The organism is Microbacterium sp. UBA3486 (assembly GCF_002377845.1).
In the GTDB taxonomy this organism is placed as follows: Bacteria; Actinomycetota; Actinomycetes; order Actinomycetales; family Microbacteriaceae; genus Microbacterium; species Microbacterium maritypicum_A.
In genome coordinates, this window is sequence record NZ_DFQP01000024.1 from 1 (window position 1) to 2,725 (window position 2,725).

A 2,725-nucleotide genomic window follows, 5' to 3' on the forward strand; every position below is an offset into this window, starting at 1 on the left:
CCGTGGAGCGGCCGGTGGCGATGACGCGGGCATGCGCGGCGACCAGTGCGCGTGTGGCGGCGAGGCCGGCGGCGCTGGTCGCTCCGGCGAGGACGACGGTGCGTCCGGCGGCGTTCGAATCGGTGCGTTCAGCCATGTGTCCACTCTTCCGCGTCGTAGGGGCTTCTGCGGCCGGAACCCGCGGAGAGATCCGCAGAACAGGTTCCGGCCGCAGCGCGGTGCGCCCCAGCGTCACACTCGGAACGCGCGCGGTGCGCGCGTGGTCTTCATCCTCAGTCGTCGGTACCGCGGATGCCGACAGTCGACTCGATGACCGGCTTCATCTTCTTGTCGAGGGTCTCGAAGAACATCGACAGCGGGAACTCGTCGTCCATCACGGCGTCCGTGTAGCCCTTCGGCGCACCGGCGAGGATCTCGTCCGAGAGCCCGCGAGCCCACTGCGATGCCGGGTGCGGGGTGAGCGTGCCGCGCACCAGTTCGTACGCGGCGAGCCAGTGCGCGACCTTCGGGCGGTCGATCGAGTGCCAGTACAGGTCGTCGATCGCATCGCCCAGAGCCACCACGGCATCGGGCACGTTGTCCCAGTCGAACGCCAGAGCGGTGTCGGTCCAGTGCAGCACGCCGCGCTGGTGCAGCCATGCGAACAGCAGCTGCCCGCCGACCGCGTCGTAGTTGCGTGTGCGGGTGCCCGTGATCGAGAAGCGGAAGATGCGGTCGAAGATCACCGCGTACTGCACGAGGTGCGCGTAGTCGTGCATCTCCTGCTCGGTCGCGGTGAGCTCCTCGCCGGCGTCGATGCGTGCCGCGAGGGCGCGCTCGATCTTCACGGACTCGCGGAACGCCGTCATGTCGCAGCGCATCTCTTCGAGCGAATAGAGGAAGAACGGCATCCGCTGCTTGATCATGAACGGGTCGAACGGCAGGTCTCCGCGCATGTGGGTGCGGTCGTGGATGATGTCCCACATCACGAACGTCTTCTCTGCCACCTGCTGATCGTCCAGCATCGCGGCCGCGCGCTCCGGCAGGTCGAGGTTGGTGATCTCGGCAGCGGCACGGGTGACGCGACGGTAGCGGGCCGCCTCGCGGTCCTGGAAGATCGCGCCCCACGTGAAGGACGGGATCTCGCGCATCGCGACGGTCTCGGGGAACAGCACGGCCGAGTTGGTGTCGTATCCGGGCGTGAAGTCGACCAGACGCAGCGAGACGAACAGCTTGTTGCCGTAGTCGCCCGCTTCGAGCGCCGCGATGAACTCCGGCCAGATCGTCTCGACGATCAGCGCTTCGACCAGGCGGTCGCTGGATCCGTTCTGCGTGTACATCGGGAACACGACGAGGTGACGGATGCCGTCGACGCGGTGCTGCTGCGGCTGGAAGGCCATGAGCGAGTCGAGGAAGTCCGGCACGCCGAAGTCCGAGGCGGACCAGCGGTCGAAGTCGACCACGGAGGCGGCGAGATACTCGGCGTCGTGCGGGAAGGCCGGGGCGAGCGCGCGGATCGCGGCGGTGATGGCGCCGACCAGCTCGCGGGCGGCGGCATGATGAGCGGCGTCCGGGATCGAGCCGTCCTTGATCTGCATCTCGCGGATCGCGATCGCCGCGTCCTTGAGCTGTGCCCAGGCGGTCGACTGCTCGGCGATTGATGCGTCCTCGACGACCTCGGGTTCGCCGACGATGGCCTGAACAGCGGAACTGTTGGCGGAAAGAAGGGACATCGGGACCTCCGATCGGAGCTTTTGACGGAAAGATTCCTGCACAAACGGAATCCTGACGATAATCTTACAGCCATGGATGACTCTGTCGACCGCGCGATCCTGACCGCGATCTCCCGTGACGGCCGTGCCACGCTCTCCCAGCTCTCGGATGCGGTGGGGCTGTCGGTCTCGGCGGTGCAGTCGCGCCTGCGTCGGTTGGAGACGCGGGGAGTCATCTCCGGATACCAGGCGATCCTCGACCCCGAGCAGGTGGGCACGCCGCTCTCGGCGTTCATCGAGATCACCCCGCTCGACCCGGCGCAGCCCGACAACGCGCCCGAGCTGCTCGAGCACCTGGACGCGATCGAGGCATGCCACTCCATCGCCGGCGATGCCAGTTACATGCTCTTCGTGCGGGTTCCGTCACCGCGTGCGCTCGAAGAACTGGTGCGCGACGTGCGGCTCGCGGCGAACGTCAGCACCCGCACGACCGTGGTCCTGCAGACGTACTACGAGCACCGGCCGATCATCCCGGTGGGCTCCACCGAGTAGTCGGACGAGCGGGCGTCAGAGCATCGCGCCGACCAACGCCTCGCCCAGCGGTGTGCGCAGATGCAGCATCCTGGCGCCGTGGCGTTCGCTGGCGATGAGACCGCCGCCCCGCAGCGCCGAGAGGTGGTGCGATGCCGTCGATATCGCGATGTCGGCATCGCGTGCCACCTGCGAGGTCGTGCGGGCCGTGCCGGCGCCGAGCAGGATGGCCGCTCGGGCCGGCCCCAACAGGGCGCCGAGGGCGTCGGCGATCTCGGTGGCGTCGCGGGCCCATCCGGCCGTGACTCCCCGGGCGGGATAGAACAGGGTGGGCTGTGCCGGCGGCTCGGTGAGCACCATGCATCCCCATGACGACATGACGGACGGGACCAGGACCATGCCGCTTCCCCGGCAGTCGACCTGTTCGCTGTGGCGGCGCAGCGAGACGCGGACGGCACCGGACCCCCAGGTCACCTGTCGGTGCAGATCGCCGGCCATGCCGG

Annotated in this window: 3 protein-coding genes; 1 reads left to right on the top strand and 2 read right to left on the bottom strand. The window is 68.3% G+C overall.

What is annotated here, in order from left to right; all coding sequences use genetic code 11:
* Positions 1 to 272: 272 nt before the first annotated feature.
* On the bottom strand, positions 273 to 1,712 hold the full coding sequence (locus B2869_RS03020; protein WP_021201176.1) for a DUF6421 family protein: 1,440 nt from the start codon (positions 1,710 to 1,712) through the stop codon (positions 273 to 275).
* A 72-nt stretch (positions 1,713 to 1,784) separates the two neighbouring features.
* On the opposite strand from B2869_RS03020, the gene B2869_RS03025 reads away from it, so the two are divergent.
* Positions 1,785 to 2,243 carry an Lrp/AsnC family transcriptional regulator gene (locus B2869_RS03025; protein WP_017829260.1) on the top strand — a complete coding sequence of 153 codons (459 nt, stop codon included), beginning with the start codon at positions 1,785 to 1,787 and terminating at the stop codon, positions 2,241 to 2,243.
* A gap of 15 nt (positions 2,244 to 2,258) precedes the next feature.
* Here B2869_RS03025 and B2869_RS03030 read toward each other — a convergent pair.
* On the bottom strand, positions 2,259 to 2,725 hold a 467-nt coding region (locus B2869_RS03030), incomplete at its 5' end, for an ArsR/SmtB family transcription factor (protein ID WP_292762557.1).